This window comes from Klebsiella michiganensis (assembly GCA_000963575.1).
Classification (GTDB): Bacteria; Pseudomonadota; Gammaproteobacteria; order Enterobacterales; family Enterobacteriaceae; genus Cedecea; species Cedecea michiganensis_A.
This window is the reverse complement of record CP011077.1, coordinates 2,762,331-2,787,132: the sequence shown is the minus strand read 5'-3', so window position 1 is coordinate 2,787,132 and position 24,802 is coordinate 2,762,331. Positions and strand designations below refer to the sequence as shown.

Annotated in this window: 17 protein-coding genes; 5 read left to right on the top strand and 12 right to left on the bottom strand. The window is 53.6% G+C overall.

The features are described from left to right. Positions 1 to 249: 249 nt before the first annotated feature. Positions 250 to 1,980, bottom strand: coding sequence for a potassium/proton antiporter (gene cvrA / locus VW41_12920; protein AJZ91959.1), 1,731 nt, complete (start codon positions 1,978 to 1,980; stop codon positions 250 to 252). An 89-nt stretch (positions 1,981 to 2,069) separates the two neighbouring features. Next, the gene (locus VW41_12915; GenBank protein AJZ89869.1) at positions 2,070 to 2,981 is read right to left on the bottom strand and encodes a peptidase S66; all 912 of its coding nucleotides are present in this window, start codon (positions 2,979 to 2,981) and stop codon (positions 2,070 to 2,072) included. A 95-nt stretch (positions 2,982 to 3,076) separates the two neighbouring features. Between VW41_12915 and emtA the strand changes: the two genes are divergently transcribed. Further along, on the top strand, positions 3,077 to 3,688 hold the full coding sequence (gene emtA / locus VW41_12910; protein ID AJZ89868.1) for a lytic murein transglycosylase: 612 nt from the start codon (positions 3,077 to 3,079) through the stop codon (positions 3,686 to 3,688). A 1-nt stretch (position 3,689) separates the two neighbouring features. Here the strand turns inward: emtA and VW41_12905 are convergent, their stop codons facing one another. After that, on the bottom strand, positions 3,690 to 4,421 hold the full coding sequence (locus VW41_12905) for a flagellar brake protein (GenBank protein ID AJZ89867.1): 732 nt from the start codon (positions 4,419 to 4,421) through the stop codon (positions 3,690 to 3,692). A 236-nt stretch (positions 4,422 to 4,657) separates the two neighbouring features. Here VW41_12905 and VW41_12900 point away from each other — a divergent pair, with 236 nt between their 5' ends. Further along, a complete protein-coding gene (locus tag VW41_12900) occupies positions 4,658 to 4,909 on the top strand; it encodes a hypothetical protein (GenBank protein AJZ89866.1) in 252 nt (83 codons plus the stop codon). 59 nt (positions 4,910 to 4,968) lie between these two features. Here the strand turns inward: VW41_12900 and VW41_12895 are convergent, their stop codons facing one another. The 9 genes from VW41_12895 to VW41_12855 form a co-directional block, all read right to left on the bottom strand. Further along, positions 4,969 to 7,146 carry a ferrioxamine B receptor gene (locus tag VW41_12895; GenBank protein ID AJZ89865.1) on the bottom strand — a complete coding sequence of 726 codons (2,178 nt, stop codon included), beginning with the start codon at positions 7,144 to 7,146 and terminating at the stop codon, positions 4,969 to 4,971. A gap of 242 nt (positions 7,147 to 7,388) precedes the next feature. Further along, entirely contained in the window at positions 7,389 to 9,143 is a 1,755-nt protein-coding gene (gene treA, locus VW41_12890) for a trehalase (protein ID AJZ91958.1), read from the bottom strand. 165 nt (positions 9,144 to 9,308) lie between these two features. Next, complete coding sequence (locus tag VW41_12885; protein AJZ89864.1) at positions 9,309 to 10,709, bottom strand: hypothetical protein; 1,401 nt, start codon at positions 10,707 to 10,709, stop codon at positions 9,309 to 9,311. Continuing rightward, positions 10,709 to 12,103 carry a hypothetical protein gene (locus tag VW41_12880; protein ID AJZ89863.1) on the bottom strand — a complete coding sequence of 465 codons (1,395 nt, stop codon included), beginning with the start codon at positions 12,101 to 12,103 and terminating at the stop codon, positions 10,709 to 10,711. The genes VW41_12885 and VW41_12880 overlap by 1 nt, the downstream gene beginning before the upstream one ends. A 55-nt stretch (positions 12,104 to 12,158) precedes the next feature. Beyond that, positions 12,159 to 13,316, bottom strand: a complete 1,158-nt coding sequence (locus tag VW41_12875) for a merozoite surface protein 3b (protein AJZ89862.1) — start codon at positions 13,314 to 13,316, stop codon at positions 12,159 to 12,161. A gap of 67 nt (positions 13,317 to 13,383) precedes the next feature. Continuing rightward, complete coding sequence (locus VW41_12870) at positions 13,384 to 14,760, bottom strand: nuclease PIN (GenBank protein ID AJZ89861.1); 1,377 nt, start codon at positions 14,758 to 14,760, stop codon at positions 13,384 to 13,386. Positions 14,761 to 14,798: 38 nt separating this feature from the next. Further along, positions 14,799 to 15,758 carry a hypothetical protein gene (locus tag VW41_12865; GenBank protein AJZ89860.1) on the bottom strand — a complete coding sequence of 320 codons (960 nt, stop codon included), beginning with the start codon at positions 15,756 to 15,758 and terminating at the stop codon, positions 14,799 to 14,801. A 121-nt stretch (positions 15,759 to 15,879) separates the two neighbouring features. Beyond that, positions 15,880 to 16,374, bottom strand: coding sequence for a hypothetical protein (locus VW41_12860; protein AJZ89859.1), 495 nt, complete (start codon positions 16,372 to 16,374; stop codon positions 15,880 to 15,882). 487 nt (positions 16,375 to 16,861) lie between these two features. Next, positions 16,862 to 17,737, bottom strand: a complete 876-nt coding sequence (locus tag VW41_12855; protein AJZ89858.1) for a DNA-binding protein — start codon at positions 17,735 to 17,737, stop codon at positions 16,862 to 16,864. A 111-nt stretch (positions 17,738 to 17,848) separates the two neighbouring features. Between VW41_12855 and VW41_12850 the strand changes: the two genes are divergently transcribed. From VW41_12850 to VW41_12840, 3 genes are all read left to right on the top strand, one after another. After that, on the top strand, positions 17,849 to 19,270 hold the full coding sequence (locus tag VW41_12850; protein ID AJZ89857.1) for an MFS transporter: 1,422 nt from the start codon (positions 17,849 to 17,851) through the stop codon (positions 19,268 to 19,270). A gap of 345 nt (positions 19,271 to 19,615) precedes the next feature. Then, positions 19,616 to 22,177, top strand: coding sequence for a hypothetical protein (locus tag VW41_12845; protein AJZ89856.1), 2,562 nt, complete (start codon positions 19,616 to 19,618; stop codon positions 22,175 to 22,177). Between the two features lie 9 nt (positions 22,178 to 22,186). After that, entirely contained in the window at positions 22,187 to 24,739 is a 2,553-nt protein-coding gene (locus VW41_12840; GenBank protein ID AJZ89855.1) for a hypothetical protein, read from the top strand. The last annotated feature ends 63 nt before the right edge of the window (positions 24,740 to 24,802 follow it).

Genomic DNA, 24,802 nt, shown 5'->3' with positions numbered 1-24,802 from the left:
CGGCTGAGATGCGTTCCCGACGCTCTCAGCCTCCGGCCGTTCCCGACAGCCTGACCCTGGCCGGTCGGAGAGAAAACGCAGGCGATTGGAGCCGGAACCTAGCCTCCCTTTAGGACTCACATTCCCCTCTGCCACAACGTCGCAGCTTCTTTTTCCCTCACTCTGAGATAGAGAGGGAACAAACAATGTCTCCCGCAGCTTGTTTTCCCCCTTGCCCCTTCGGGGAGAGGGCTGTGGGATGAGGGGAAGCTATTCCTCTTCTTCCTCGGCCACCCGGACACCAATCTTACGCACCAGGTTGTCCTCTTTCTCGGCCACTGTCCAAATCATTCCGGCAAATTCTACCTGGTCACCTACCACCGGCGCACCGCCAAGCATGCCCAGCACAAAATCACCTAACGACTGCTGGGTATCCACTTCTTCATCCAGCGTCAGGCCATAAATGGTCGCCACGTCGGAGAACTGGGCGCTGGCCTCCAGAATAAAGTCGCCAAAGAAACGCTGATCCAAATCGACCGGCGGTGACTGGCTGAACAGTTTGCCCAGCGCAGGAAGATCGCGTTCGCGGCCAATCACGCAAAGTACGTCCCCTTCACGCAGGCGAGTGCTGCCCGTCGGATGAAGCAGCTCATTATTGCGGAATAGTGCGGCAATACGCGTCTCTGCCGGCATATGCAGGTCGCGCAATGCGGCCCCCACGCACCATTTTTCCTCGCTCAACTGGTAAACAAACTGCTCCCACGGATTGTCAGGATGGATATCCAGACCCACGCGGGAAACGGGCCAGCCGACCGGGGGCACCACGACTTTGGCTTTCTTTGCCGCCCAGCCCAGCGACGTACCCTGCAGCAGCAGAGACACCAGCACCACAAAGAAGGCCACATTGAAGAACAGACGAGCGTTATCCAGCCCGGCCATCATCGGGAACACCGCCAGAATAATCGGCACCGCGCCGCGCAGCCCAACCCAGCTGATGAATACCCGTTCGCGCAGGTTAAAACCACGGAAGGGCAGCAGACCGGCAAAAATGGACAGCGGCCGGGCAAAGAAAATCATCCACGCGGAAAGCAACAGGGCAGGCACCGCAATAGGCAGCAGATCGGACGGATTCACCAGCAGGCCGAGCACCAGGAACATACCGATTTGCGCCATCCAGGCCAGGCCGTCGAAGGTTTGCAGGATCCCGAAGCGGTTGCGGATCGGGCGGTTGCCCATCACAAAGCCGCACAGGTAAACCGCCAGAATACCGCTGCCGTCCAGCGCCGTTGTGACGCCAAACACCATGATCCCGCCGCTCAGGGCCAGCATCGGGTATAGCCCCTGGGGCAGGGTGATGCGGTTTATCATCTGCAGCAGCAGATAGCCGCCGCCGAGGCCAAGCACAATCCCCAGCCCAAATTGCTGAATAATGTGCACGAGGAACAGCCAGCTCAGACCCGTCTGGTGCTGCTGGATCATTTCAATCAGGGTGATGGTGAGAAACACCGCCATCGGGTCATTGCTGCCGGACTCAATTTCAAGCGTGGCGCCGACGCGCTCGTTAAGGCCTTTCCCGCCGAGCAGGGAAAAGACCGCGGCGGCATCGGTGGAGCCAACAATAGCCCCGATGAGCAGGCCGTCAATCAGGTTGAGGTTGAACAGCCAGGCGGCGGCAATGCCGGTCAGGCCGGAGGTAATTAATACGCCAATGGTTGCCAGTGAGAGCGCAGGGCCAAGCGCGACGCGAAACGAACTCGCCTGGGTTCGCATCCCGCCATCAAGCAGAATCACCGCCAGCGCCAGGTTACTGATCAGATACGCAAAGGGATAATTATCAAACGGGATACCGCCCAGGCCATCGATCCCGGCCAGCATACCGATAGCCAAAAAGATAACCAGAATGGGAATGCCCAGACGAGAGGAGAAAGAACTTAATAAGATACTGCAAGTTACCAGAACGGAACCCAAAATAAACAGACTGACAATCGCCCCTGCGTCCAAAATCATTCGTCTCCTTTATCTATGCTGTGGAAGTGTAACATGTCACTGGTGGCTCAAACGCCCAAAAAGGGCGCTTAAAGCGGCCTTCTTTAGCGAAGTACCGGGTGCCCGCTTAACGTTAGTCGGGAGGTAACCCCGTCATGAACCAGTTCGCCAAACGCGCCGAGCGGCAGCGTCACGGTTTGCGGTTCGTGTCCAAAAGGCAGGCCGGAAAGGACAGGTATATTCAGGCGTTGTTGCAGCGTTTTACGCATTTCCTCAAAAGTATATCCTGCATCGTAATCTGTGGTCGTTGTACCGTTAAAACTTCCTAAAATAATTGCATTCTGACGGGAAAGGATACCCGCATGGTAAAGCTGCAGCAGCATGCGTTCGACGCGGAAGGGATGCTCATTAATATCTTCCACAACCAGAATTCCGCCTTCGATCTGCGGCAGAAACGGCGTGCCGACCAGAGAGATCAACATCGCCAGATTACCGCCCCATACCGTGCCGCTGGCCCGCATCGCAGGCGCTTCATTTTCCCAGCTTAGCGCTAATTCAGGCTCGCTGAGCGCCCGCCAGAAGTGGTGCCAGGTGTATTCATCCATCTCCTCTGCGCCAAAATTACCGGCAAGCATCGGGCCGCTGAAGGTGATTGCTCCGCACTGTGCCAGCAGGCCGAGCTGGAAAGCGGTGAAGTCGCTATGGCCGCAGATAATTTGTGGCCGGACGCGGAGCGCTGCGGCAAGGCGTGAGAAATCAATGTGCTCAAGCAGGCGGCTCACGCCGTAGCCCCCGCGCACGGCCAGCACGATGTCCGTTTCCGGCGGCAGCGTCGCCAGCTGATTGAGATCCGCCAGTCGTTCACTGTCCGTCCCGGCAAAACGTTGAAAACGCCTCGTCACTGCCTGCTGATTGACGATCCGATGTCCGTTCTCTTCCAGCCGGCGAATGCCCCTGGCCGCGGCCTGTTGATTAACGCAATAACCGGAAGGGGCGATTAAATGAATCAGAGACATGGCATTTCCTTGCTGAATATGAATTGGTTATCATGCCGCTATCGAGAGCGCTTGTCATCGCCGTTATGGCGGGCCACATCAATAAGGATAGAGGCGTGAAATTAAGAGGGTTTATCATTCTGGTGCTATTTCTGGCCGGTTGTTCCAGCCATTCCCCGCAGCAGCAAGCGCCGTGGGATCCGACGATCCCTACCCAGCGGGCGTTGAACTGGATGCCGCTGACCGAACTCTCTGGCCAGCAGTGGGGCGTTAGCCCGAGGCTGATAACGGCGATCATCGCCGTGGAGTCCGGCGGCAACCCGAAGCTGGTTAGCGCCTCAAACGCCATCGGCCTGATGCAAATCAAAGGCTCCACGGCAGGTAAAGAGGAGTATCGTAATCAGGGCTTCAGCGGGCAGCCATCGGACAGTGAACTGAGAGATCCGGCGCGCAATATCGACATTGGCACGGCCTACCTGAGTATTCTGGAGCACGGTATTCTGCGGGGGATCAACGATCCGCAGGTGATGCAGTACGCGCTGATTGTCTCGTACGTAAACGGGGCGGGGGCGCTATTAAGAACCTTTGATTCCGACAGACAGGACGCAATAGACAAGATAAATCGTCTGAGCCCGGATGAGTTTTATCAGCATGTGGCGACCAACCATCCGGCACCACAGGCACCGCGCTACCTGTATAAAGTAACGCGGGCCATGAACGCCATTTAAGCTATTTCACGCGGTTGGTCTTTTCCCGGGCTGACCGCTCAAGTGAGAAAATAATCTTTTGCAGTTCGCGCTCGACGGCCGGGTTCACGTTTAAGAAACGAAAACTCAGGCGCGGAGTAGAAATGGTCTCATTTTTACTGTCCACCACTTTTCGCTCTGAAACCATCACCAGCTGCATATCAAAGTAAAACTTACCCCATTCCACGAGATCCATCTCTACGCGGCCAAAGCGCAGGCCTGGCGCAAGGCCTGGGGGTAACGTGCCATCCACCAGCGCCCCCATCCCGCCGAGAGACAGGTCGCAGAGCCGGAAGGCAAATTGAGAACCGTCGGGTAATTCGGTGCGGCAATAGTACTGGGGCTGCATCGGCGCGGTAATGCGGAAGTATTCCCGGCGCTGAACGAACCACAGCGACGGCGGCAGCGGCGTGATAAACGCTGGCAGATTCTGATATTCCGTTGCCTTCAGGCCGGGCAATGAAAACTCGACTTTTGCCCCCTGAGTTTCAGCGATGAAATCAATGTGGCTGGCCTTCTGCACGGAAAGGTTTTCCTGCGCCTGGCTACCAAAATCGAGCACTAAACGCTCCGCCGAGACTTCGAGGATTTTGCTGATGAACTGCCCGTTAGACCATTCCAGCCGGACGGGAACTTGCTGTCTGTGTAAATCACGTAACACACCTAATACTGCCAGAGGAGACTGCTTCAGGAACTGATCGTTATAGTGACTCAAGGCTCAAGTCCTTGTTGTGTTTTCAGGTTGTGGTAACGAAGCTTATCGGCAAAACCGGATAAAACTTAATACAAATTTTTGACTATTTTTTCCTGAAAATGGGCATAACCAGGTGAGATTCATCACGTTTTTTTGCAACCGAACTATACTCTTTTTGACAGCAGGTCGCTGGCCGGGGCACAGACAGCTTCAGGCGGGCCTGCTAAAGCTCACAATGTAGAAGAGGACGTTCTAAAATGGGTATCCTGGCCTGGATTATTTTTGGTCTTATCGCGGGTGTGGTAGCTAAGTTGATTATGCCTGGCAAAGACGGCGGCGGTATTATCCTCACCTGTATTCTGGGGATAGTGGGTGCGGTTGTCGGCGGCTGGGTGGCGACGGCATTGCACCTTGGCGGACCGGTAACCGGTTTTAACTGGCCAAGTTTCTTTGTGGCGGTGATTGGCGCCATTATTGTGCTGGCTATTTTCAGGATGGTACGACGGTAGAAAGTCATTCATTACAAAAAACGGCCCTTCGGGGCCGTTTTTACATTTAGCGTATTCTATTAGAAGTCATAACCCACTGTTGCAATCACAGAACGTTCCGCCCCCCAATAGCAGTAGCCCGTTCCGTAGCAGCCCGACACATAGTCGCGCCCGGCCAGGTTGGTCGCATTGAGCTGCACGAACGCGCCCTTCAGCGACGGTGTCCATGCCCCCATATCGGCCCGAACCATAGCATCCAGCAGCGTTACGGAAGGCACGCGCCGGGTATTTTCGTTGTCGGCCCATTGTTTGCCGATGTAGCGAATCCCCGCGCCCAGGCTGAGGCCGTAATCGGCTTTGAACGTGCTCCACAGGCTCGCCATTTGATTGGGCGTGACGTATGGCGTGTTGCCGTCGTTACCGTCAATCGCATCTTTGTAACGTACCCGGTTGAGGGTATAGCTGGCGATAGTCGACAGGCGTGGCGTGAGCTGAGTGCGTGCTTCCAGCTCCAGCCCCTGCGAATGGACTTTGCCCGCAGGTTCAAAATATGCGCCCTGAACGTTACGGTTGCCCACGTCTTTCTGGGTCAGATCGTAAACGGCGGCGCTATATAGATCGCTGCTGCCGGCCGGCTGGTATTTAACCCCGGCTTCATACTGCTCGGCCGTGGTGGGTTTCAGCAGCTTGCCTTCGGCATCGGAAAGCACCTGCGGCGTGACGGCCTGGCTGTAGCTGACATACGGAGAAATTCCGTTGTCAAAGGCGTACAGCAGGGAGGCGCGGCCGCTGAAATGGTTGTCTGCGCGGTTGTCCGTCACGTCGCTATCGATAGCTGTCGCCACCAGATGGCTTTTGGTGACCAGATGGTCGTAGCGGCCAGACAGCGTCATATGCCAGCGATCCCACTTCATTTCATCCTGCAGGTAAGCCCCGGTCTGCTCGTACTGGCGTCGGCCCGCTTTAACCAGCAGTCCCTGGTTGATGGTCTGGTAGCTGGTGTCGCGCGGGTCAAAGTAATAATAGCCGCCGGCACCGCCAGAAACGCCTGTCCACGGATTCAGGCTAGTGGTATAGCCGGTGCCGTCCGTCAGATCGTTGGTGAACCGGTGGTATTCCCCCCCAAGCACCACTTTGTGCTGCAGTTCGCCGGTCGCGAAGTCGGCTTCCAGCTGGTTGTCGATGGCCCAGGCATCCAGCGAGGAGTTTTCGCTGCTGTAATAGCGCGAAAGTTCGTTGTGGGCGTCATCCGCCCAGCCAATTTGATAGGCCTGGCGCAGCGCCACGTTAGAGTGGGTATAGCTGGCGTTCGAACGGAATGACCAGACATCGTCGAAGGCGTGAGCAAACTCGTAGCTGTAGATCTGCTGGTGGCGCTTAAAGGCGTCATCGCCCGGCTGTACGTCTGAGAACCCGGTATCCAGCCTGCGTCCCGTCGTGGTGTAAAGACTGCCGTCGCCCGGCACTCCACTGTGGTAGCCGCCGGAGGGATCTTTTTCCAGGTAAGCCCTCAGTACCAGTGAAGTTGCGTCGTCCGGCTGCCACAGCAGAGAAGGCGACACGGCGTAGCGCTCGTCGCGCGTGTTGTCATACTGGGTGTCGCTATTTTTGGTCAGGCCGGTAATGCGGAAGGCCCACTGGTCATTAATCGCGTTGGTGTAATCAAACGCCGTGCCGTTGGTATTGTGATTGCCGTACATCGCCCGGACGTGGCCTTCTTCAACAAACTGCGGGCGTTTCGAGGTTTCCATCACCAGGCCGCCAGGCACGGTCTGGCCGTAAAGGGCGGAAGAAGGGCCTTTGATGACATCAAGGCGCTCCAGGAACCAGGGATCGACCTGCACGATGTTATAGCTGCCCGCGTCGCTCATCAGGCGAAGGCCATCAAGAAAGATGTTATTCACATCACCGCCGTGGAAACCGCGTAGCGCAACGGTATCGTAGCGCGTTGCGCCGCCGGCAAAACCGGTGAACACGCCAGGCGTGTAGTTCAGCGCGCTGTTAATGGTCTGCGCACCCTGGTCTTCCATTTGCTGGCGGGTCACGACGGAAATGCTTTGCCCGGTGGTAATCAGCGGCTCGTCAGTTTTTGTTGCGCCACGGGTTGTGGTAGCGGTGTAACCCATCGTCGGGGATGTTGCCGTATCGGCAGGCTTGGCGGTGACAACCAGCGTTTCTTCAGCCGATGAAGAAAAAGGGGCGAAGAGAGCCAGCGCGCAGAGTAAAGCGGAACGCTTTACGGTAAAAGCCTTTATCATTTTTTTGTCCGGAAGTATTTGAGGTCATCATCCTGATGGAATTCCTCCGTCGGCCTGCGACGGGAAAGCGCGGCGTAGAGATGCGATTTCGAATGCGAATTATTATCGTTATTATTATTGAGCACAAGCGGTGCCGCGTTTTTTATGCATGAAAGTCCATGAAATCACTGATGATTTCATGGGCTTATTGTTTTGAATGAAATGATTAAGAGATGAAACCGGCAGCCGTAGCCGCCGTGAGATTACTGTGCAGCTTTGCCTGCTGCCGCAGGGGAGGCTGTTTTCTCTGCCGTCGGTTTTACCGGGTTGGTTACGGGGCCGGGCGTTGCCGAAGGCAGTTTATCCGGCGCATTGTCGCAGGGCTTCTCTTTCCCGCAGAGCAGGTCGAGCATTTTGAGCGCGACGCCGTTAGTCCAGCCAAAGCCGTCCTGAAGCGGATATTCTCCGCCACCGCCTGTTCCGCTGGTGGTGACATCGTATTTCTCAACCAGCTTATGCTCTGTGTTAAAGACGCTCTGCACATTGCTCAGGAAGCGGAAACTCACTTCCAGCGCGAGATCTTTGTGCCCGTAATTTTGCAGGCCTTCCGCGGCCACCCACTGCAGCGGCGCCCAGCCGTTTGGCGCATCCCATTGCTGGCTGGTTTTGACGCTGGTGGCGGCAAGCCCGCCCGCGTTGAGCAGATGCTGTCGGGTAGCCTTCGCCATTTTATCCGCTCTGTCCTGCGCCGCGGCATGAACATAAAGCGGGAACAGGGCGGCGGCGGTTAGCTGGTTTCGAACCGTACCGCTTTTAAGATCGTAATCCGCGTACCAGCCTTCTTTCGCATTCCACAGATTTTGCTCAATGGCTTTTTGACGGTCATCGGCGGCCTGTTTATAGCGCTCCGCCGCCGAACTGTCGTTTGCCAGAGCGCTGGCATGCGACAACGTTTTTTCAAGCTGATAGAGCAGGGCATTGAGATCCACGGGCACAATGCTTGTGGTTCGGGTTGTGCCCAGCTGGGCCGGATTATCCATCCAGCGGGAGCTGAAATCCCAGCCAGAAGCGGCGGCAGCCCGCAGGTCACGATAAATATCCGTGGCCGCACGCGACGGCGTATTTTTCGCGGTGGTGACGTCGTCCAGGTAAGACTCGGTTCGCGGCGTGTCTTTCTCATCCCAGTAACGGTTGAGCAGGGCACCATTTTTGAGTTTCACCCCCCGGGCATGGGCTTCGCCTGGTTTGAGGGCGTCGCTGCCCTCCATCCACCAGCTGTACTCCTGCTTCAGCTGCGGCAAATAGGTTGTGTAAACGCTGTCGCCTTTATTCTGCGCCAGCAGTTCCACCATCATGGCGAAGAACGGCGGCTGTGAACGGCCCAGATAGTAGCTGCGGTTCCCGTTGGGAATGTAGCCCCAGGTATCGATTTCGTGGGCGAAGTTGTCCACCATATTTTGCACGTCATCCCAGCGCCCACTCTCGGCCAGCCCCAGCAGGGTGAAGTAACTGTCCCAGTAGTAAAGCTCCTGGAAGCGCCCGCCGGGCACAACGTAAGGTTTTGGCAGCGGGAGAAGCGGGTCCCATTTACCGTCGCTGTTAGCGGAGCGGGTCAGTTCTGGCCAGAGCCCGTTGATATGCTCCCGCAGGCTTTGTCCTTCCGGTGGCACATACTTTTTTTCTTCCTTTGGCAGGATAAAGTTCACATCTACAAAATGGCGTAAGTCGAACCCCGAGAGCCGGCGCTGCATACGATAATCGGCAAGGATCATCAGCGGATCGCCATTGGGCACGGCATCGGCGAAGGTTTTCTGGTCGGGGAATAGCTTCGCCGTCTGAACATCAATAAACAAAGGCCCGAAAAGCTCATCCGGGGATTGAGGCTCGGGCGGGCGTGAGTTTTCGGTTTCCTGGGCTGCAAATGAAGCAAGCGGCGTGAGGCCAAATACGGCACCGGCAGCGGCCATCTGGGCCGCAAAGCAGAGCGCATAAGGCCGGCGCAAAACGGGTTTTATCATCATTCCTTCTCCATCGACGGGACGCAACACGCTACGTTGCGATCAACTCCCTGAAAACATTAGTTGAATTTTCCGAATTTCGAGTGTTGTTGAAGATAAAAAGAGAAAAACCAGATTATTTACCCTGTAAAAAAGCCCCGCAGAGCGGGGCGCAGTAGGACGGTATTACCAACTCAGAATTCGCCCGCTCATCACCGGACGCTGATAACGAACGGTCAACTGATTGGCTGGCTTATTGCCTACGATGTAGTTATCGATGTGCCCATCTTCCTGCTTGTCTTTTTTGAGCTTTTCGAACTCGGCCTGGGAGATTCGAATTCCGAAGGTGGTCGTCTTACGCTCCCGTCCGGTTTCACTGTCTTTGACCCACACCGCCTGCGGCACGCCGCGGCTGTTTATCGCTTCTGTTATCAGGTACCAACTGCGGCCGCCTGATTCATCGTAAGTTCGCTCCACGCCAGATTTTTCACCAATGCGATCCACCACAATGAACGTCAGCGGCTCCACCACATAGGCATACATTTCGTCCAGGCGGTTGATAGACTCTATCCATTCCGGCGGTGGAATAATCTCCGTATAGCCGCGGTCGGCTAAGCTACGCTCCAGCCCGGCGACAAAATCGCTGAGTGTTTTCCTGTCGCCACTGGAAAGGGGAAGCCCGAGAAGCTTATTCTTCTTTTCTGCAAAAATTTTTATCCGCTCGGCCCGCGTTTTTTGCTGCTCCACGGCGGTGCTGACCTCTGCCACGGTGGCCTCCACCGTCGGACTATTTTGCAAGATAGCCTGTTTCGCCGCCTCGAATTTGGCTGAAATATCAGAGGACTGGCTGAGGAATGTCGCAAACTGTGGGTCAGCGGTAATCTTCTGCAGCGCGCCGTCAGCCTGCAGCAGACGAGGTACGTCGACGATGAGATTATTGGTATATTCCAGGCGATCTCTTTGTTTGTCGTTCAGCGCTTTCAGCGCCTGTAGCTGTTCCTCGCGCTCAGCACGGGAACCCGCCATCACCAGGTTTTGTGGCTGCTGATGCGAAAACTGTTCCAGCATGCCATTTACCTTATCCTCAACCTCAGCTAACGGCTTCGTGGCCCAGATAAGTGCCGCCTTATTGGCAACATCCAGCGTTCCCTTTATGTAGTGGGCAATCCCCGTCAGGTCTTGGCTTCTTTTTATCTGCAGCGCAATATTGCCGTTTAATACTTCCTGCTGCCTATGGGCGTCATAAAGACGATAGCCGGTAAACAGGGCGCCGCACAGCACCAGCACCCCTAGCCCTTTTAGCCACTTAGGGCTCGTCAAATAAAGCGTCACGCCCAGCCGCTGGCTGAGGGTTAACGTCGGGGACTGGTAGCTCAAACGGTGCGTGAACCAGTTTTTCACGCCTTCTTCGATCAACTCGTCATTCACCACCGTCCCTGATTTCTGGTAGTAATCACGTATTCGCTGGCTGATTTTCTGCCTTAACAGCGGCAGGTCTAAATGTTCGTCAACGGCTATTTGCTGGGCATGCAGCGCGTCGATGATGGCCATCGCCCCAAGCTGATCGCTGAGTTTTATCTTATCCATCAGAAACTGTCCGTAGTCCGGTAACTTCCGCCACCGGTTGAAGAAGATGAGCTAAAACTACTGCGGGACGAACTTGTGCCGGAGCTTCTGGCGGAGGATGAACTCGATTTCCATCCTGACCCGGAAGAGGGCCGCCGGGGGCTGCTATAGCTGCTAACGGTGGCCGGCTTTGGCCTCTTACGGGAGGCTGCGGATATCTTAGTCATAATATCTTTCAGGCTTTGTTCGCCTTTCATATAGCGCTTGATCTGTTTTTCCTCGCTATCAAGGAGGCCCCATTTGAACTCAAGGTCGGGATCGTTAAAGCCATACTGATGGAAAGCGCTCTCCAGCGATTCAGCCAGGCCAAGATCGTGCCGGGCGCTCTGCTGATCGGTTTGTACGGCGGCAATACGGCCGCCGAGGCTTATCTCCTGAGAAATTAGCGTGCGTATTCTTTCAAGCATAATATCGTCATCAGGCGAGGCGGTTCGCGCCACCAGTTCGCTGAGCTTTTGCTGAGGCAGGCGGGACATCTGTTCCGACAATCTGCGCATAATATGCTGAAAATTCTCACCTTCTCCGTTGGCATACTCCTGCATTTTCATCTGCAGCTGGCTAACCTTTTGCTGGCTTACGGTCAGGTTTGCTTCCAGGACCTCAAGCCGCTGGTACTGCTCGGGCAGACCAACACTCTTTTCAACCCGGCTGACAAAGCCTTTGAAATGGTCATCCCGCGCGAGGGCCAACTGGCCCAGCGTTTGCAGTTTGGTTTCGGAGGCCTTTTGCAGCGCGAAAAGCATACGGTAATTGACCGCGTTTTCGTTAAAGCGGCACAGTCCGGCAATCCAGCCGTCGAGGTTACGCCGAAGGCGCCAGGCACGATATTTTTCAGTGCCGTAGCCTTTGTTCAGCAAATAACTGAACAATTTCTGTTGGTCGTAGACCGCCGTTTTCTGCGCGACCTCAACTTCAAGTTCGGCGTGAAGCGCAGTTTGTTTTTCTAATTCAGCGGCGAAGTTTTCCTTGTCTACCCGAGCCTGTTCAGCCTGCGGATCTGCGGCAAGCTGTGCGTCTCGTTCGGCTTCGCGCCGATCAATTTGTTCATCCAGCGTAGCCAGCGCGCTTTGATGCTGCTGAAAGCGCTGCTCTTCGGCAGTCAGCTGCTGGCGGGTAAGGGCAATTTCGTTGTTCAACTGTTGCAGCAGGGGCTGAATGTTTTGCTCATCGACATCAACGGTTGAAGATTCCTGCAAAAGCAGCGTCGCCATTTTTTGGTAAAGCGTGGCGATCTGCTGCTGTAAAGAGAGCTGCTGGCCTCGCAGTTCTGCCACAGAGGCTTCTACCGATGAGAGCTGTAAACGCTGGGTCGCCGTGTTTTGCGCCAGCGTTCGTGCCAGTTTATAGGCTTCCATTTAACTCAGATTCTCCGTGAATCGGGCCGGAATAGTGGCGTTAAAATGCCGCGGATCAGCGCGTCAGCTCTGCTTTATTGACAATGCTGGTAAAACGTCGCTTACCGTCTTCGACAACCGCCGCCAGCTCTTCAGCATTTTTCGTGGCTTCTCCGCGCAGCTCTTCGATCATTTTGTAGCTGGACTCCTGGAAACTGACGATAGCATTCACCAGGGAACGCACAGATTCGGCTTTGATGGTGGAGCCGTAGCCCGCTCGTAGCCCGGCTTCCAGCTGTTTTGTACCGTTGGAAGCAATGGTGTTCAGCCCGTCGTTGATGCCGGCCTTCATTGCTTCCAGCGTTTTAGTACTTTCGTCGAGGCCCTGCAGTGAGGTCATTGAGGCTGAAAGTGCGGTAAAGACGATTTCGTTCGTTGCAAAGAAGGTCACGCCCTGGCGGTAAACACGCTCTTTAATCGCGTTAGTTTGCTGCAGTCGGGCAAACACCGCTTCCGCCGCGTTGTAGGCGATAAGCAGGTTGTCGGTTAGGTCTTTGACGATTTGATAGCGTTCGTCTTCTTTTTGCATTGCGCGCAGGGCCTCATCCCGAACTAGCTCGCGGCGTGAGCGCTCTGCGCCGTCAGAGGTGTCGTTGCCGTCAGCGGCGGTTTGAGCGCTTTGCAGTGTCTGGCGGCACTGGTCTACGCGCTGTTCTGCCAGGGTCATGAGCGCCATGGCATCCACATGGGCCTCTTTCAGGCCAAAACGGAAATCCTGATAGGCGTCGAGAATGACTTTTTCGCGGGAGATTTGCTCATCGGAGGCTTTGGCGACTTCCAGCCAGGTCTTCTTGATGGCGTTAAAGCGATCGGGAATAGAACCGCGGCGGAGGGTCATCCAGCCGGACTTGATGCGCTCCATCAGATCCAGTTTGCCGTCATCCAGCCAGTCCACCATTTGCGTGGCGTCCTGGCGGATAGAGTCGAAAGCAGCGACGATTTTTGTCTGACGATTGGCAACATCCATGCTGGAAATATTGTCGCGAACGACGGCGTTGAACGCGCTTTGCTGCTGCAACGTTCTGCCTATGGCAGTCACGCGATCGGTATCCAGGTCCACAATCGCATCCAGCAGAACCAGCACCGGCGTTTCGGCTTCCGGGGCCGGCATGATGCCCAGCTTCTGTAACTTTTGTATGGCTCGGGTGGTATAGCTGGCAACGGCAGATGTCATCATCGGTTCCTTTGTTGATGTCAAAATATTTCAGCCAGTACTATACCCTGATGTTTTGCCTCTGTAATCACCCCTGCGGGTTCACCAGCCAGGTGCCGGAGTTCGCCACTACAATGGTTTGCTTGCGGGAGGTTTCTCCGCCGCTCAGCGTTAACAGATACTTCCCTGCCGGAAGCTGAAGTGACGCAAAACCGTTGGCGGCCGGCACCAGTTTTTGTGTTTTCCCGTTTACAGCCAGCTGTTCGCCGTCGTTCATTCGAACATAGACGCGGGCAAGCGTGCTTTTAACGGCGGTGGGGGCCTGGCTGGCCTGCGTCGGGCTTTGATTCGCAGCATGCGGCGCGGGGGCCGGTTCTGGCGAGCTCACGGAGGGGCTTCCCCGGCCAAAAAGGACTGCGCCGACAATCAGGCCCGCGACGGCGCCCGCGCCAATTTGCAGGGCAGGTTGATAGCGTTTCCAGAGCGGCAGCGGCGACGTGTTATCAGGATCTTCTACCGGTACCAGCGCGGTACCGGTTTTTTTACTGCTCACCAGTTCACGCACGTCCCCAGGCTGGAGGTTCAGCAAGGCCGCAAAATCTTCAATGGATTGGGGGCGATCTTCCGGCTTCAGCGACAGGGCCTTGTCCACTGCCTGCAGTAAATTGAGGGAGTAACCTTCAGGCTGACTTTCCGCGAGCCGGATGCAGCTGTCCTGAATACTGCGCGCGACGCTGGCAGGGGGTGCATTGCCGGTAATGAGCGTATACAGCACGGCACCGACGGCGTAGATATCGGTCCACGGCCCTAGCTGGCTTGCCAGGTCTCCGGTGTATTGCTCCAGCGGGGCAAAACCGGGATGAAGCAGGGTATTACCTTCGTCCAGTGAACCCTGGCCCCGGCGTGGCGCGCCGGTATTGAGCAGGATAGGCAGGCCGTTATCCTGAATTTGAATGCTTTTCAGCGACAGGTTGCGGTGCAGATGCTCGGCTGCATGCAGCGTTGCCAGCGCGCCGCAAAGCATCGGCAACATCCGGCGAAGCCACGCCTCATCAATCAGCGACGGCTGCTGCTTTTGTAGTTCATCGAGCGTAATCCCGCTATAAAACAGCGTCACCACATAAGCTGTATTGTTGTCGCTCCAGATGCGCAGCACCTGGGGCAGATTAGGGTGGTTAAAGTGCGCCAGTTGACGCGCCTCTTGCATGAAACTGTTCAGGCCGGTGGTGTAAACCAGATGATCGCGTTCGCTGTGCAGCACCAGCTCCATCACATCATTGCGCATGACGTAAGCTTTAGGCATGTATTCACGGATAGCCACCAGGCGTTCGAGCTGGTGATCCCACGCCCGGTAAAGAATACTGGTCACGCTGGCGTCGATGGCTTCCTGAATTTCAAATTCGTCAAAGCGGTAGCCAAGCGGCAGAGCGTTGGGGACTCTTGGGATAAAATCGTTATCTAGCATAATGTTCTCTGCGCGTAATCATGCAATATGCGGCATATTTATTTTTGGGCGCGCCAGGCTCCAGCGGCCGGGTCGCGCAGCTGCGGGTGCAGTGACTCGACCAGCAGTAGCGTGATGGACGTGCCTGGCGTCAACCACCCGGACCAGAGTTTACGCACCTCGTTTAGCCGGGTCTGGAGGCGCTGCTCGTCTAATGCCATATCTCGAGATACCTCGACGGCAACGGTGCCGCTGGTTTTCCAGCCATTGATTTCCGGGTGGTAAGGCAAAATCAGCCAGCTCTGGGGGGCCTGTTCATTGCTGACGACCATGCGCTCATTGTTCACGCTGGTGATAAGCAAGCTGTCGGCATCGGCCGCGGGATTCAGCCCGCTGACCGGGAAGCCGTGAACAAACGTCATCATAATCCGTTTCTCGCCGCCGGCGCCGTGCTGAATCACTTCGCTGCTGCCGTTCAGCCAGCCGCCTTTTTCACATTTACCATTCTCTTTAGCCGGAATAAAAAGAGAACTGCTGCCCGCGTCACCCTGCCAGAATGTGCGTAAGTGGCAACCGTCCTGCAGGGTAAACTCCAGCCATGGCGTGCGGTCGAGAGGAGCGGAAAGATCTTCCGGGCGTTCATTGCGGGTGGCAACCGAAGAGAGTGGGGATTCTATCGTAACATCCCAGTCGCTGGCCTTGGTGGCGGAACCGCGAGCGAGGGATGCGCCTTCGGGATCTTCCAGCTGCCAGTTGACGCGCTCAATCTCGCTACACTGGTTTTCCAGAAGCGCACCGAGGCGGGGCATAAAAGTTTTCAGAATAAGAGGGTTTTTATCCCCGTTTGCCACAATGCGTACCGGCAGCTCACTTCCGCACCAGCTTTGCGGGGCATTGCTTTTGATGTCGTCTATCCATACGTCCAGCTTTTGGGAAGGCGACTGAACGATGCGGTAGTTCCCTGCCCAGACGGTAGTGGATGCCAGCAGCAACGCTATACCCGAAAGCCAGAGTTTCATAAAGATCCTTGTTAGCCTGTGTGTAAAGAGAGGGCAACGTCAATGTCTGCACAGGTTGCCTGCGTGACCGTTGCCAATCTCATACGGAAGTCTTTGATGAGAAAACCCCCGAAGGGGAAGTTTAATTAATGATCCACGTTCCGTTATCGGCGTTCTGGCAGGCTTTGCTTTTATTATCTACCGCAACGCAGGTGGATTTTTTCGCCGCGCGACGTGGGCGCGGACGATCTTTTTTCAGCGTCTGGTTATACAGTTCGCTTTTCACCAGGGCTCTCAGCGGCACATACCCCAGCAGTTCCTGTTTGTCCTGCTCGGCGATAGCAAACCAGTGGTTTTCTACTTCGCCTAGTACCGTGTAGCTTTGGCCGTTTTCAAGCTGAGCCAGCACTTTGCCGCCAAAATCGGGCTTGCTCATGATAGAGCCCGGATAAAGTGCCCGATAGTCAGCATTTACTGGTGTAAATTCTGCTGGTACTTCAACGATGTAGCGATGAGTCAGGGTGACGCCGTTTACTGTGCTGGTCACAATGGTGTCGTCGGTCATCTTCGGCGGTGGCGCTTTACAACCGACAACCGTAGTGACAACAAGAAGGACTAACAGGCTTCGCAATTTCATTGAGACGTTCCCTGAGAAAAAGGTTAAAACCCAACCGCCGTGGGAGCAAGGAGCGCCGCACAGGATAATTATCCACGACGTGAGATACGCCCACGCAAAACGGCGTGGCGGCCTGAGAGTCTCGCCTGCGCAAGGAATTCGCGTGGTTTCAGCATAGTAGCGTGATTTTACATAGCCCGGTTAACAATTCAATGGTGTTATAACAGCGGAATAACCTATTACGCACATCAGGGTTTGATGTCGGGTTGGTACAGAAGAAAATTGGGTTGGTTTAAAAATAATCAGCGGGTCATCTAAGTGGAATAAAAAGCATGAAGATGGCGTTAATTTTTTGAATTTGTTTGATAAATTCAAAGTTTTCGGCGAAGTCTGATTTTTATTCTGCAGTCAATGCGAATGGCCTTTTGGGGTTTCCCTGAGGTTATTCTTAAAACAACGAAAAAAAGCATCGGGCGCGCTTCACGCCGCCCGCCCGGGAGCCTGAGGATCAGGCTCCGCTCGATTGCGAAAATAGCCGCAAAGCGCGCTCACCCGTCTCATCAATCGGCAGGTAAACCAGCAGCCTTGAACCGTCCCTCGGCGCGGAGTACCAGTTGACCTGCTGCATACCGAAGGTGCCTATCTGCGGGTGCGTGTACTGCTTTATGTGGTTTTCGATGTTGCGGATTTCGTAGCGCTGTTCCCAAAGCGTTTTAAACGCGGGGGAGGCGGCGAAAAACGATTCCAGCAGAGTTTCCCAGCGCGGATCGCCGCGATGTTCGGTGATCCCGGCGCGGAACCAGCCCACAAACTTGGGCAGCACATCTTCGTTACAGTCAACCCGGCTGCGCCAGGTGGCATTGGTCAGATACTGATAGATGCAGTTGCGATGCTCCGGCGGTTCATCGTCGAGATCGACCCCCATCAGCTGGCAAAAATGTGAATTGTAGCCGAGGATGTCGAAGTTCGGCTTCTGAATGCTGGCGGGGTTGGGCATCAGGGCGTCCAGCATTCGGCGAGCGGCGGGACTGAGCCCCTCGCACTGTGCCGCCGCAGGCGCTTCGGAAGGGGGCAGGCCGGCCAGTATAAACAAATGACGGGTTTCCGCCGGGGAGCACTGTAGCGCGCTGGCGATAGCCGTCATGGCGGTAGCGGAAGGGTTCACTTCCCGCCCCTGCTCAAGCCAGGTGTACCAGGTCACGCCGATATCAGCCAGCAGCGCTACTTCTTCCCGGCGGAGGCCGGGGGTGCGCCGCCGCCCGCTGCGCGGTAAACCCAGCCGCTGCGGATCCAGGCTTTCACGGCGGGTGCGTAAAAACAGCGCCAGCATTTTACGACTGTCGTCCAGCGGGCCATGACGCAGCTCAGGCTGAGTGATGAGCATCACAAATACTCCAGAATAGTAGTGCCAGTACCAGTATAAGTAAGAACTGGTACCCGGTTAAATGTTCATGGATCCTACGTCGGTATCCTGAACTATGCAATGGAGTCCCTGATGAATAATTCGCCTGTTTCACCCGGCCGTGCAGGCCTGGTGCTGCTGTTGACGGGCCAGATGCTGCCGCTAATCGACACGTCTATTACCAATGTGGCGCTGGACTCGATCACCCAGTCCCTCGGCACCACACCAACCCAGCTTGAACTTATTGTGGCGCTTTACGGCGTCGCCTTTGCCGTTAGCCTGGCGGTGGGCAGCAAACTGGGGGATAACCATGGCCGCCGCAGGACGCTGCTTTGGGGCGTGGCGCTCTTCGGGATAGCCTCTTTCCTGTGTGGCATTTCCGGCTCGGTCAGCGAACTGCTGGCGGCCCGTACCCTGCAAGGCGTTGGGGCCGCGCTTATCGTGCCGCAGATCCTTGCCACGCTGCACGTCACGCTCAAGGGCACCGCTCACGCCCGCGCCATCAGCCTGTATGGTGGTATTGGCGGAATTGCCTTTATTATCGGCCAGATGGGCGGCGGCTGGCTGGTGTCGGCGGATATCGCCGGGCTGGGCTGGCGGAACGCATTCTTTATCAACGTGCCTATCTGCCTGCTGGTCCTGGTGCTGAGTCGGTTTTATATTCCTGAAACGCGGAGCGAAAGCCATTCACGCATTGACTGGCAGGGCACCGTCACGCTTGCGCTGGTGCTGTGCTGCCTATTGTTCCCGATGGCGCTCGGGCCAGAGCTGCACTGGCCGTGGCCGATGCAACTGATGCTGGTGGCCACGCTGCCGCTGGGTTACCTGATGCGTGTCGGGGCGCTTAACCAACAGCGGCGTGGACTACAACCGCTGCTGCCGCCAAGGCTGCTGAAACTGGGCAGTATCCGGTTTGGCCTGCTGATCGCGCTGCTGTTCTTTACCTGCTGGTCGGGCTTTATGTTCTGCATGGCGCTGACGCTGCAGTCGGGCATGGGAATGGCGCCGTGGCAGTCCGGGAACAGCTTTATCGCCATGGGTATTTCGTATTTTGTCTCAGCGTGGTTTGCCCCGAGGCTTATTGTGCGCCACTCGCTGAGTACTATTCTGCTGAGCGGGATTGCCATCCAGGTTGTGGGTCTGCTGGGGCTGATATTTACGCTCTACCACTTTGGCACTCACGCAGGCCCGCTGGCAATCGCCCCTGCGACGCTGGTGACCGGTTACGGCCAGGCGCTGATTGTGAACAGTTTTTACCGCATCGGGATGCGCGATATCGACCTGAACGATGCCGGGGCGGCAAGCGCCATATTAAGCACCTTGCAGCAGTCCGCGCTGGGGCTTGGCCCGGCGGTGCTTGGGGCATTGTTCCTGCATCTGCAGCGCCAAAGCGGGGATTATTCCGTGGCGATGATCGGGTTCCTGGCCGCTGAGATCGTGATGATGCTGGTGCTTGCGGTCGCCGCGTTGACCCTGCGTCAGCTTTTGTCCGGGGTGAAAGTCTCTTTAAGATAACGCCCCGGCGGCAGGCCGATAATTCGGGTAAAGGCAGTGGTAAAGCTGCTGGCGCTTTGATAGCCCATATCATAGGCCACCTGCGTTATCGGCACGCCGTTAATTGTTCAAATAAACCGCAAGTCACTCCTCAAATAAAAGCAACCTTCTGCTTAATACTGGGATCGAAATAACATGTCGTGGTAATATTAGCCCCCATGTGATATTTGCATTAATTACCATCCGTTATTACATCAATGTGAATAACATCTGTCCTTTTTAATGTGACGTTTATCACTTTTTCTTGTTGCTCAGAAGGATGTTGCCTGGGTGAAGCATTTAAATACACGTATCTCTGAGGGAATTATGGCTGGCGAAATTATTCTGAACCTTGATTTGCCTGAATATCAAGATGACTTTCACTCTCCTGAAAACGGCGGGGAGCAAAATGGACTTTGGCAACAAGAGGCTAACAAAACGCTGGTCAGCCACCTGGACAAAATGGGTAGGGCGGCAAAAGATTATAAAAAGAATGTCAGCCAATGCAAAAATCAAGCTACCAAATTAAGTAGTTACCACCATGCGATTTTTATCAGCGGTGCACGGGGCACAGGGAAGACGGTTTTCCTGAGGAATATCCAGGCTGTTTGGGATGCTAACAAAAAAAAACATGTGCAAAGCGCAAGTGATTTACCGGATCTTCATTTTATTGATGCAATAGATCCTACCTTGCTAAATATACACGATCGCTTTTCTGAAGTGATTATTGCTTCTGTTTATGCCGCTGTTGAAAAAAACTTAAAGTTACCGAAAATAGATCAAGAAAAAAAAGACGGTTTCTATAGCGCGTTGAAAATCCTGTCAGGGGCTTTAGGCGTTGCCTCCGAGTTTGATGAATATCGCGGGATCGACCGGCTGCAAAAATATCGCTCCGGTATTCACCTCGAAAAATATTTCCACAAGTTTCTTATTGCCAGCGTAGATTTGCTCGACTGCGACGCTTTAGTGCTGCCGATTGATGATGTCGACATGAAGATCGACAATGCCTTTGGCGTGCTGGACGATATCCGCTGCATCCTTTCTTGCCCACTGATTCTGCCGCTGGTCAGCGGTGACGACGATCTTTACCGACATATTACGACCATGCAATTTGAAGGCTCACTTGCGAAAAACAGCCACGCCAGTAATTTTAACGAAGGCAAGATTATGGCAGAGCGTCTGTCAAAGGCATATTTGACCAAGGTTTTCCCTAACCATACTCGTTTACCGTTGGTACCTATCAGTCAGCTCCTCTCCAAACTCAAAATTCGGAGCCAGACGCAAAACGGCCCCTGCACATTTTCTGAGTATGAAAGCAAAATTAAGCGTGTGTTTTATCCGTTGTGTAACGGACAAGAGCGTAGCACTGACTGGCCAAAACCTGACAGCGCCCGTGAAGTGACGCAACTAGTCAGGCTGTTAACGCCTTCACAGCTTGATGAAGATAAAACCGTAGATGAGTTGTGGCGGAAGTTTTCAATTTGGGCAGAAGAAAAACAGGATGGCATTGCGCTGACTAACGCCGAATCGTTTCTTAAAGTGAGAACCATGCAATCGTCCGAGGCGCTTGATTTAAACTCGCTGATTGCCTTCAATCCGCTGTTGCAGAAAAATCGTTATAGCTGGGCTAAAAAGGATTTTTATACTCAACAGATAAATAACATAGCGGATTTGAAAGCGCATAAAACTAACAAAGGAATATTGGATACTGTTTTTTCTCAGCAATACGAAAGTCTTCTGGAGAGTAGAGATTATACGCTACGTAGTTTACCTCCTCTCGAGTTAATTATGGAACCATTATTCCTCAGTAAAGAAGTGGCTGAGAAGAAAGATGTAAATAATAAGTTACTGGCAATTTATACATATAATAATTACTATAGCCGTCAGCATAACAGGCGATACCATATTTTCTTTAGCCGCGCCTTTGAGGTTTTGGCTTGGTCACTGTTAGCCGTCACAGGTAATCTCCCTAAAGAATTTAGCGATAAAAAGGTGTTCAAGGAGCAATTTAAAAATATGTTCTTGAGAGCACCTTTTTATTCCATTTTTGCTTTGAATCCAACAAGGATTATCGATGAAGATGGTGAAGACGATCCAGATTTTGATGATTCCAGTTCGTATTCCGAAGAAATAGATAATATCGGTGAAGATATCTATAATTGGTCGGCTGATTATGCAATCCCTTCGCTTGCCGAGAAAAACTTCATTCCATTAATGTCCGTGTTGTTCAACAAAACATTTTCCCAACTAAATGTTTTAAGGAAGAATCTTGTTACGGACAAAAAACAATTCAAATATGAGCATCTTTCAGACCTGGCTTGTCGATTTGAATACATTTTCATAAACTCATTAACATCATTCTTGCGAGATGGGATAGTTATCAACACTAACGTGGCAACAGGTGCAAGATCTAGTTTGGTTAGAGATTTTGATGAGTTCAATAAGTATGACAGAACCTTGTCAAAAAATCTCGATGGAATATTACATTTAATTAGAGATGATAATAAAAAAGAATTAATCAAACATGAGAATGATTACATTAGATTAATTGTTGTCATGACTCAAAACCCTGTCTTTGAGTTAGGTCATAATAATCATTATCTCATTGGTAATAGTCGGGGTGAAGGCAAGGGTAATTTAGAGAAATTAAATGTTCTAATAAAAAGCATGGATTTCCCTGGGGTTAAAAGTTATTACTTGTCAAGATCAGGAAAGAATAGCGTTAAAATTAATGATGTGGAATCATGGGCAGCTTTAAATGTTGATGAAGCTCGTCTCCTATACAATAAAATTATAAACGATGAAAAAATAAGTAGTGCAATCGATTCCGGCGGCCAGATTGAATGGATGTATAAGGGCCTGGCCCGCGGCTTAGGCTTAGAGGAATAAAGGCGGCCTATGTACAACCAGGACCCTTATTGGCTGATCCCGAGCGCTTATTTAGCTTCCGACCGGCTCTTTAATCACCGTCTGCGGGAGCATATCGACAGCGTACCTTTCCAGAATAATGACTGGGCGGGAGACCGTAATGCCCTGCTGCGGGCGGCCCAAGACTATCAGTTTTATTTTGGTGGCCGCCTGCGAAAGGAAGACATTGAACATAATGCAAAACAATGGGATCTGCCCTCCGCTGGAACGGATATCCATCAACTGCTGAAGAAATATATCGATCACTTTCTTGTCTGGCAGGGGGATTGCTTTGAGGTTAGGCGTGAAAAGCTTGAATCTTGGGTGATGCTTTGCTCAATAGTCGATCCGGCGTGGATTATCGCCAGCGCCTATGTTCGGCTGCTGAAAGAGAATATTTTATCCGAGCATGAGTTTATTGCTGCCGTTATCGGACAGCAATGTGCTTTTGCTTTTCCCGGCGAGCGAAATGAGCTTGAGTATGCCGATAACCACGTGCATTTTAACGGACATGGCTATTCTTCTTTGTCCATGCTGAGTTTTATTGACGGGGATTTTGAACTTCAAAAAGGTGTCAACTGGCCACACCGGGAAGAATATACGCTTTTTGAAAGCCATCATCTGGACAAGAGAAAGCTCCCGCACTGGCTATCCGCGTATGTTGCCTGTTTATTACCGGCGATCTATAACGCCCCTGACGCGTCAAAAGAGATTGATTTCACGAAGCTTAATAGTGCGACTGCGTTGTTAAGCTCCACAGATGAGCGGTCGGGGCTTCTGGACACGGCCGCGCTTCGCGAGCCTGTGACGCAGCAGCAGCGTATTTTGCAGATTGCGATTCAGTCCGATGAGCAGGGGCATAAACGCTGGATGCTTTTTTGCTGCGGATTAATGCTGGGAGCGCACGCATCCGGGTACGAACACTGCCTCGAAAACCTCATCCGCGTCAGTAATATCCTCCGCAACTATATGGTGGTCTCGGCGGTGGGCCTTGGCCAGTTTGTGGAATATTTCAGCTTTGGGACTCGCCGGGCGGACAAGGAGTTGTTCAGGCGAGAGGCGACACGCTATGACTTCGGCAAGCATATTTCCCGTGAATACCGGGTTTCCCCAGACTTTGTACTGGGCAAAAGAAAAAAGCCGAATATTTACCATCACGAGCTTAAAGATTTCTACGCCAGCCACCATCAGCAGGCTTTGCCAGAACAGGCTCACTTGGTCATTCACTTCACGCGCGGATTACCGGACAAAAAGAAACCTTACGATCGTAGGGTAGAAAGCTTTCGAGATGATCTGTTGCGGCAGGTCAGGGGACTCGAGGCCTTCAATGCTTCCGTCACGCTAAAGAATGGCGAACATACGGGCGACATAGATGCAGAGCCACAACCTGTTGATTTACGTCGTCTTGTGCGCGGATATGATGTGGCAGGGAATGAAAATGACCTGCCGATTGAGATATTTGCCCCAGTGCTAAGGGTTCTTCGAGCGGCCAAACACCCAGGCGGCATGCCCATGTCGACGCGATTACAGCGACCGTTTATTACCGTGCACTGCGGCGAGGATTACAGCCATCTGTTAAGCGGCCTTCGCGCGATGGACGAAGCCGTAGAGTTTTGCCAACTCAGGGAAGGTGACAGGCTTGGGCACGGCCTGGCACTGGGCGTGGATGCGGGTCAATGGGCAAACCGGCAGCGCCGGGCCTGGCTCACCGCTGGCCAGCACTTAGATAATTTAGTCTGGGCCTATCACCAGGCTGTTCAGCTCTCGCAACACACAACTGAGCATATTCCCGTGATGCATGAGCTAAGAGATAAAATTCACCGCTGGTCTCAGCAGCTTTACCATATTATTTGCACGCCTGACATGCTTTATCGCGCCTGGCTGCTGCGGCGTAACTGGCCTGATTATGAAAAGATGCAGCCCGACATCAGTAACGTTGCCGAATGGGCACCCGATTATGAATGGCTGCACAGGGATGATAAGGACGAAGTGCGTGAGGCCAGTAAGCTATGGACACGCTATCTCAACAGTGGAATAGAAGATAATAATCCTTTTAATAGCATTATTTCAGTGAACTGCCAGACAGACGCGGGGGATCTTTTTGCGCCGAAAATTCACGACAATGAAGACGTGTTATCTCAGGGAGAGCTCCGCCTCTATGAGGCCATTCAGGATTTCCTGATGGAAAAATACAGCCGCAAAGGCTTGATCGTCGAGGCCTGTCCAACATCTAATATCTATATCGGACGGTTTGAAAAATACCACGAGCACCCGCTGTTTCGCTGGAACCCGCCGCAGCAAGAGTGGCTTAAGCCTGGAGAGAAGTTTAACCGCTATGGTTTGCGTTCTGGCCCACTGGCCGTCTGTATTAATACGGATGATAGTGCACTGATGCCGACAACGATAGCGAACGAACATCGAGTGATGCGTGAAACGGCCATTCAGTGTTTTGGCGTGGGGGCGTGGAGCGCAGATTTATGGATCGATTCCATCCGGCGTAAGGGCGTGAGTACGTACAGGTCAAATCATCTGCCTCAGAAATAAAAAAATAGTCTTTTTGTGCCGCTCGTGTTGACTGATATTCGGGCAAACATATACCGCAGCAGA

What these genes read in the sequence shown, in the direction of transcription:
- VW41_12915 (AJZ89869.1), bottom strand. Translation starts at nt 2,981, where the DNA reads ATGTCTCTGATTCATTTAATCGCCCCTTCCGGTTATTGCGTTAATCAA.
- VW41_12900 (AJZ89866.1), top strand. Translation starts at nt 4,658, where the DNA reads ATGGGTATCCTGGCCTGGATTATTTTTGGTCTTATCGCGGGTGTGGTA.
- VW41_12895 (AJZ89865.1), bottom strand. Translation starts at nt 7,146, where the DNA reads ATGATAAAGGCTTTTACCGTAAAGCGTTCCGCTTTACTCTGCGCGCTG.
- treA (AJZ91958.1), bottom strand. Translation starts at nt 9,143, where the DNA reads ATGATAAAACCCGTTTTGCGCCGGCCTTATGCGCTCTGCTTTGCGGCC.
- VW41_12885 (AJZ89864.1), bottom strand. Translation starts at nt 10,709, where the DNA reads ATGGATAAGATAAAACTCAGCGATCAGCTTGGGGCGATGGCCATCATC.
- VW41_12880 (AJZ89863.1), bottom strand. Translation starts at nt 12,103, where the DNA reads ATGGAAGCCTATAAACTGGCACGAACGCTGGCGCAAAACACGGCGACC.
- VW41_12875 (AJZ89862.1), bottom strand. Translation starts at nt 13,316, where the DNA reads ATGACATCTGCCGTTGCCAGCTATACCACCCGAGCCATACAAAAGTTA.
- VW41_12870 (AJZ89861.1), bottom strand. Translation starts at nt 14,760, where the DNA reads ATGCTAGATAACGATTTTATCCCAAGAGTCCCCAACGCTCTGCCGCTT.
- VW41_12865 (AJZ89860.1), bottom strand. Translation starts at nt 15,758, where the DNA reads ATGAAACTCTGGCTTTCGGGTATAGCGTTGCTGCTGGCATCCACTACC.
- VW41_12860 (AJZ89859.1), bottom strand. Translation starts at nt 16,374, where the DNA reads ATGAAATTGCGAAGCCTGTTAGTCCTTCTTGTTGTCACTACGGTTGTC.
- VW41_12855 (AJZ89858.1), bottom strand. Translation starts at nt 17,737, where the DNA reads ATGCTCATCACTCAGCCTGAGCTGCGTCATGGCCCGCTGGACGACAGT.
- VW41_12850 (AJZ89857.1), top strand. Translation starts at nt 17,849, where the DNA reads ATGAATAATTCGCCTGTTTCACCCGGCCGTGCAGGCCTGGTGCTGCTG.
- VW41_12845 (AJZ89856.1), top strand. Translation starts at nt 19,616, where the DNA reads ATGGCTGGCGAAATTATTCTGAACCTTGATTTGCCTGAATATCAAGAT.
- VW41_12840 (AJZ89855.1), top strand. Translation starts at nt 22,187, where the DNA reads ATGTACAACCAGGACCCTTATTGGCTGATCCCGAGCGCTTATTTAGCT.